The sequence below is a fragment of the Slackia sp. genome, from assembly GCF_977041755.1.
Genome location: NZ_CDRRGL010000095.1, coordinates 1 through 7,338 on the forward strand (window position 1 = coordinate 1; position 7,338 = coordinate 7,338).

Below are 7,338 nucleotides of genomic sequence, written 5' to 3' on the forward strand. Positions count from 1 at the left end.
CTTGTTCCCGCACGCCGTCTGTCTATAATTGGAACTCGATTTCAGTAACGTATGCGTATTCGCATTCGAGAGGAGATAGCCCTATGAAGGCCCTTTACAACGACGGTACCGTCGCCGAGCTGCCCGAGGAAGAGGTCACGCACGTTGTGCGCCATTCCGCGGCGCACATTATGGCGCAGGCCATCAAACGCCTCTATCCCGAGGCCGACTTCGCCTATGGTCCCGCGACCGATAACGGCTTCTACTACGATGTCGATTTGGGTGACAAGAAAATCAGCGAGGAAGACCTTCCTGCGATTGAAGCCGAAATGAAGAAGATCGTGAAAGAGAACCTGAAGTTCTCGACGTTCGAGCTTCCGCGCGAAGAGGCTATCAAGCTCATGGAAGAGCGCAACGAGAAGTACAAGGTCGAGCACATCGGCGACTTGGCTGATGACGCTCGCATCATCTTCTACCAGCAGGGCGACTACATCGACATGTGCGTCGGCCCCCACATTTGCTACACGAAGGCCCTGAAGGCCTTTACCCTTACGGCCGTTTCGGGCGCTTATTGGAAGGGCGACAAGAACAACAAGATGCTCACTCGCATCAACGGCACCGCCTTCGCCACTAAAGAAGAGCTCGACGAGCATCTTCGCGTGCTCGAAGAGGCCAAGAAGCGCGACCATCGCAAGATCGGCCGCGAAATGGACCTCTTCATGATGCGCGACGAGGCTCCCGGCTTCCCGTTCTTCCTTCCCAACGGTATGATTCTGAAAAACACGCTCATCGACTACTGGCGCGAGATCCATCGCAAGGCCGGCTATGTTGAGATTTCCACGCCGCTCATCATGAACAAGCAGCTGTGGAAGACCTCGGGCCATTGGGACCACTACAAAGACAACATGTACTCCACCATCATCGATGAGGAAGAGTACTGCGTGAAGCCCATGAACTGCCCGGGCGGCGTGCTCGTGTACGCTTCGAAGCCGCACAGCTATCGTGACCTGCCTATTCGCGCAGGCGAGCTGGGCATTGTGCACCGCCATGAAATGCGCGGCGCGTTGCACGGCCTGTTCCGCGTTCGTTGCTTCACTCAAGATGACGCGCACCTGTTTGTGCGCCCCGACCAGCTCACCGATGAAATCATCGGCGTCGTGAACCTCATCGATTCGGTGTACCAGAAGTTCGGCTTCAAATACCATGTGGAACTTTCCACCCGTCCCGACGATTCCATGGGTTCCGACGAAGACTGGGCTGCGGCAGAAGGCGGCTTGAAGGCCGCCCTCGAGAGGCTCAATATGCCTTACGAGGTCAACGAGGGCGACGGCGCCTTCTACGGCCCGAAGATCGACTTCCATCTGGAAGATTCGCTCGGTCGCACCTGGCAGTGCGGCACCGTGCAGCTCGACTTCCAGATGCCGCTCAACTTCGACCTCGAGTACACCGACCACGACGGCTCGAAGAAGCGCCCCATCATGCTGCATCGCGTATGCTACGGCTCCATCGAGCGCTTCATTGGTATCCTCATCGAGCACTTCGCGGGCAAATTCCCCACGTGGCTCTCGCCCGTGCAGGTGAAGGTGCTCCCCGTGTCCGAGAAGTCGCGCGACTACGCTCACCAGGTTGCTTCCAAGCTCGAAGAGGCCGGCGTGCGCGTGGTGGTCGACGATCGCGACGAGAAGATCGGCTACAAGATTCGCGAGGCCCGGGGCGTCGATCGCGTTCCCTACATGCTCATTTTGGGCGAGAAGGAAGCCGAGGAGGGCAATATTTCCGTACGCGACTGCTCGAACGAGACCGTGCAAAAGTCTATCGAGGAATTCGTCGCGGAAATTTCGAAGGAAATCGCCGACCGTGCGTAAGTTCGCGTTCTGCGGTGTTTTCGCGCCACGGTACCTGGAATGTTGGGCGGCCGTTCACGTGAAGCTGTGCTGATATACAATGAAAGCCGTCTTTTCAAGGCGGCTTTTTTGTTTGGAAGGGGAGTGGGTCATGGCGGCAGATACGTATTCGCTTCAGGCGTTGGTGCTGCGCAAAACGAAACTCGGCGAAACCGATTTGATCGTTACGCTTCTGGCCCAAGATGGCCGTCAGGTTCGTGCGGTTGCCAAAAGTGCGCGCAAGCCAAACTCATCGTTCGCCTCGCGCCTCGAGATTTTTTCGGAAGTCGATTTGCTGCTCGTATGCGGCAAAAGCCTCGACATTGTGAAAGAGGCAAAACTGCTCAATGCTCATATTGGCGTGCGGGAAGACATGGAGCATGCGGCAGCTGCGGCCCCCATCGTCGACTTGCTTACGCGACTGACCCAGCCCGATTTGGAATCGCCTCGCCTCTATGACCTGAGCGCCTCTGCGCTTGAGCATGCGGAATCGTGCGATGCGACGGGGGCGCTCGCGGTATGTGCGGCATTTATGCTGAAGGCATTTGCGTTTTCGGGTTTTCGTCCGAGCTTGAATCGATGCGTGATGTGTGGGCGGCCACTCGCGAGCGATGATTCTCGCGTGCAGGTTGCATTTTCGCCTGCGGAAGGCGGCGCCGTGTGCCGCGATTGCCTCATGTTTTCTGATACCGTGCAAGTGGGAAGCGACGTGCTTTCGTGGGCCCACTGGCTTATGATGTCGACGTTTGACGAGATTGCGCAGCGTGAGGTGCCGCGCCATATTTCCTTCGAGATTCTTCATTTGTGCCAGGCGTGGGTACGCGAGCATGTCGGTAGCAAGTTGAAGAGCTTGGAATTCCTTTTCACCTGCGGCCTGTTCTAGCGGTGCTTCCCATTGCCCGCGCGCAACCTGTTGAAACCTGTTAAATGCCCGCAGCATTTAACAGGTTGCGAGCACGCTTTGAGGTGTGGGCGTTGCTGGTTGAAACCTGTTAAACGCTACGAGCATTTAACAGATTGTGGTCTGCTGGTGTAATGCTCGAAAGCGTAGCTCGTGCAAGCCCCATGCTTGAGGCCATGTACGGATTTCGGCACCCCTCAGCTGTTAAACGCTGCGAGCATTTAACAGGTTCCTGACAGTTGATTTCCAATAAGAAAGCCGACCCGAAATGGGTCGGCTTTCTGGGTTTGGGAAGCTATCGAGGGGCTCCCCAAGGAATGGAGGGGCTGAAAGAGGGGGCTAGGCGATTTCCGAAGCCACGGTTTCGGCCATGATGTAGCCAAAGTTCATGGCTGCGTCGAAGCCCATGCCGTACTGCTTGCCGTCCTTCTCTTCGATGGAGCCGCACACATCGCCCGCGGCATAGAGGCCCGCGATGGTGCTGCCGTCGTCGGTGAGAACATGCGCGGAGGTGTCGATAGCCAAGCCGCCCGTGGTGAGGTAGAACGTGGGCTCAATGCCGCACACCCACACGCCGTCATGCGTGTCGATGTAGGGGAGCTTCTTGCGCTTGAACTCGTCTTCCTCGCCTGCGAGAGCATGGGCGTTGTGCGTGTCGAGGGTCTGCTGCAGGTTGGTTAGGCCCAGAGCCTCGGCGGCTTCCTCGACGGACGCATAGTGAACCATGTCGCCGCGCTCGAAGACGGCCTTGTAGGTGTCGAACGCATAGGTGAGGTTGTTCATGGTGGTGACGGCACCCGACTCGTCGGTAATCCAGAAGAACTTGCCGCCGTTGGCGTCGTCGCACAGGGCGCGGCCAATGACAAAGTGGTTCGCGCTCATCACGTTGCCGAACTGGTCGCCCGACGCGTTCACCATGATGCCCGGTGTGGTCTGATACATGAAGGCGATCTCCATGCGGCTGCCGGCTTGGGCGGTCGTAGACATGTAAGCGCCAAGCTCGCGGCCCATGCACTCGATGCCCGCGCCGACCTTCTGGCCGAGCACGATGCCGTCGCCCGTGGAGGCGGGGCAGCAGTTGAACGAACGGCCCTTGTACTGCGGGTAGTATTCGTCGACCATTTCCTGGTTGGCGCCGAAGCCGCCCGATGCCAGAAGAACAGCCTTGGCGGTGGCGGTGTAAGTTTCGCCGCCCTTGCCCTCGGCGACGAGGCCCGTTGCGCGGCCTTCGGTCATGGTGATGTCGGTCACCTTCGCGCCGTAGATAATGGTTCCGCCCAAGGCGCCAATGCGGTCGACGAGGTACTGCATGGCGTAGCCGCAGCCGCCTTCATAGCAGCCGGGGGCCAGGTACGGGGTCACGCCGTAGGCTTTGTTCACACCCATGCTGTAGAAGCCGACGCCGATTTCATGCAGCCAATCGACCAGGGCAGGCGAAGTGGTGTACAAGGCATCGTCGTAAGGCATGGCTCCGTCGAAACGGTCGTTCTCGGGAACGACGAGGCCCTTGAGTACGCCGAGCATTGCGTCTTTGTCGAAGAACGGGCTGGAGTCGAAGCGACCGAGCGAGTAATTCTTTTGCAGCTGGCTGCCGGCACATGCGAGACCGGAATACGTCATGGACATGGAGCCACCGGGGATGTCCTGCTTCTCGAAAAGGGTGACCTTGAAGCCCTTCTCGAGCAAACGGGTCGCGGCGGTGAGGCCTGCGGTGCCCGCGCCCATGATCACGACGTCGGTATCGATAGTTTGGTCTTCGCCCTTTTCGGGAGCCTGAGCGCCCTTCTGGAACTGCGAGACGTCGGCGCCGGAATTGGAAATGGCCTCGATGGCAGCATTCTTGATAGCGGTGCACGTCGTGGTTGCACCGGAAATGGCGTCAACGTCGAGGTTCTGGGTCTCGACGACCTTCGCAGGCCACATCTCGGTTGCAAGGCTGCCAACGCCGACGGTCTCGTCGTGGGCAAGCACGCGCAGGTTCGCGATGGCGCCGCCCGCCATGGTGGCTTCGACGTAGACGTAATTCTCGTGGCCCATAGCCTTGGCGGTGAACTTGCCGTCGGTTGCTTCTTTCAGCGCGGTGGGCGTAGTTTCTGCCGGCGTCTTCGGCGCTTCGGCCTTACCGCCCTTTGCCTCGGTTCCCTGATTTGCCGCGGGCGAGCAGCCCAGTCCAATTGCGCCCATCGCGGAAATGCCCGCAAGAGCGCCGGTGCCCTTCAAGAAATTACGGCGTGAAAGTTCCATTATGAAACCCCTCCTTGTTATTGAAGGCCAATGCGTGCCGTTGGCTTGTTTTACCGTTTTCGGTATTCGCATTGCGCAAAGCCTTCCATGCTTTGCCTGCCTCGTATGGGCCCAAACCTACTCTCATCGCTCAACGAAGTCCTCACCGACTATCGGTGATATTTGCAAAAAGCCTGATAAATGGGTCATTGAGAATAACAATGTTCGTAACGATGTCCGAAAGACTCCCGTGGAGGCGCTACAATAGGCATGTTCCATATGGGGAGGGATTATGGAAGAGCAACGTAAAAAGGAAGCGGCTGCGACCATTGTGGGCTTCGGCTTGGCAAAGGCGGCCACTTCGTTGGGATATTTATCGGCCATGGGGTCGGTGGGGCAGAGCGTGGGCTTCGTCACCGAGCTCTGGTTCATGTTCGCGAGCGAGGCGGCTTCAATCATCGTCGCTTCTCTCGTCATCGCGCTTGCATGTCGCGGCGCGGTGAAGCCGGGCTCGTTTGCGATGTGGCCGGGCGTTGCCGCGCTCGTGGCGGGGTTCGCCGCTTCGGCGGTTTTCGCGCAGGCTGGCGTTGCGCTCGAGATGGCGCCGCTTCTGGGCGTTCTCTACGGCATTGGGCAAACGGTGGTTTCGATTGCTTGGCTCGATATATTTTCCATGCAAGAGAGCGAGCGCTCTCATATATGCATGGTGTGCGGCTTGGTTTTGCAGGCTTTCATTGTCGCTGGCTCTTTCTGTTTCGGGTACGGCCTTGCGTTCGATTTGATTGTGTGCGCCATGGCAGCTTGTTCGCTTGTCTGCTATCGCGTGTCGGTTGCATTGGCGCATGAGTCTGCTCGCACGTCGGCATTGGGGGACCATGGCGCAGGCAATGCCGCGCAATCTTTAGGCGAGGCTGTTGGCGGTGCGCGCGCTGTTGCGCAATCCGCAGGTGAGACGATACCTGTCCGACGCATTCTGCTCACCTTTGGGCCTGACTACTGGTGCCTGTTCGCGCTCGTTGGCGTGGTGGGCATTTTGCATACGTCGGTTTTGGGGTCGTCTTCCGAGCATATCGTCGGCGACGTTTCCATGGCGGCGCCCCTGTTCGCGTCGACTGCGGTAGCTTCCGCCATTGCGCTTGTCGCATCACGACGTGGCAATCCCGCGGCGGCGTACAAGGCATGTTTGCCGGTAATGCTCGTGGTGCTTTCGCTCATGCCTTTCATCGGCGATGCGTTAGGTCCTATTTCGGGCACCATTATGATCATGTGCTATGACGTGTGCGGCATGTTGTTCTTGTTCTATATTGCGAATGCGTCACGCGAAACGGGCGTGAGCAGCTTTGCGCTTTCGGGCATTTATCTCATAGGGTCGAACGCGTTTCTCGCGTTTGGGTTGGCGGCCGGTTTGGTTGTGGGCGCGTTTTCGGCAAGCAGAGGCGTTTCGCTGCTCACACTGCTCGCATTCGTTGCTCTGTATCCGCTTGGCATTGCATTTGTGTTCGCCATGCGCCATTCGGAGCGTGAAATCGCCGGCGGGGGAGCGTCGGTGCCTGGCGCCGAATCGACTGAAGGCGGTCGCGTGTTCGGCGGCGCTTCAGAAGGGGATGGAGCGGAAGGTTCCGTGGCATCGGGCGATGTTAGAGCGAACGTGCGCCTCGGGGACAATGAGGCGATTGGAGATACGACGGCGGAGGCTCTTCGGGAAAGCGCTGTCTCGGCGGGCGCGGCCTTGCCGTATGTTTCATCGTCAAGCGATACGACGGCGCAAGGGCGTCAAATCGAGAATGCGCTCATGGCCGATGGTCAATTGAACGTCGATCAGCGTAGCTCTGCCGAAGGGCATGCCGCTCAAAAGGAAGCGGGCATTGGCGCTGCCGCCGAAAGCGCTGCGGAGCCCGATTGGCGCGGTGAGCTTGCATCGTTTGCCCAAATCTACGGCCTTACTCCGCGCGAAACAGAAATATGCTCGTACCTTGTGCGCGGTCGTTCGGCGAAGCATATCGCCGAAGAGCTCGTGATTTCGGAAAATACGGTATGGAGCCATGTGAAGAACGTGTATGCGAAAACGGGCGCAGCGGGCAAGAATGCGCTCATCGAGCTGTTCGAGAAAAGCGCGCTGGGTGAGTAACTATTCCGTATGCGATGGGGGCTCGTTGTTGCGCAGACGGCGCTTCAGGCGAACGCCTCAGTTGATCCATGCGTGGCGGGAATCGGTGTGTGATGGGAATCCGTGTGCGGTGGCCCATTGACTCCTGTGCTCGGTTCGGCTCCGTGGGGCTTCGGTTCCTCGCGTTCGCATGGCGTCATGGTGACTTTTACGCACGTGTTGCCATTCGAAGGTATGTGGTTGGC

4 protein-coding genes are annotated in these 7,338 nt (G+C 58.5%); 3 read left to right on the top strand and 1 reads right to left on the bottom strand.

Annotation, left to right across the window (positions count from 1 at the left end):
- The first annotated feature begins 83 nt into the window (after positions 1–83).
- A complete protein-coding gene (gene thrS, locus ACWI8T_RS07195) occupies positions 84–1,844 on the top strand; it encodes a threonine--tRNA ligase (RefSeq protein ID WP_449138450.1) in 1,761 nt (586 codons plus the stop codon).
- A 130-nt stretch (positions 1,845–1,974) separates the two neighbouring features.
- Entirely contained in the window at positions 1,975–2,745 is a 771-nt protein-coding gene (recO, locus tag ACWI8T_RS07200; protein WP_449138451.1) for a DNA repair protein RecO, read from the top strand.
- 357 nt (positions 2,746–3,102) lie between these two features.
- On the opposite strand, the gene ACWI8T_RS07205 is transcribed toward recO, so the two are convergent.
- A complete protein-coding gene (locus tag ACWI8T_RS07205; protein ID WP_449138452.1) occupies positions 3,103–5,007 on the bottom strand; it encodes an FAD-dependent oxidoreductase in 1,905 nt (634 codons plus the stop codon).
- A gap of 271 nt (positions 5,008–5,278) precedes the next feature.
- Here ACWI8T_RS07205 and ACWI8T_RS07210 point away from each other — a divergent pair, with 271 nt between their 5' ends.
- Positions 5,279–7,114, top strand: coding sequence for a helix-turn-helix transcriptional regulator (locus ACWI8T_RS07210; RefSeq protein ID WP_449138453.1), 1,836 nt, complete (start codon positions 5,279–5,281; stop codon positions 7,112–7,114).
- Positions 7,115–7,338 lie beyond the last annotated feature (224 nt).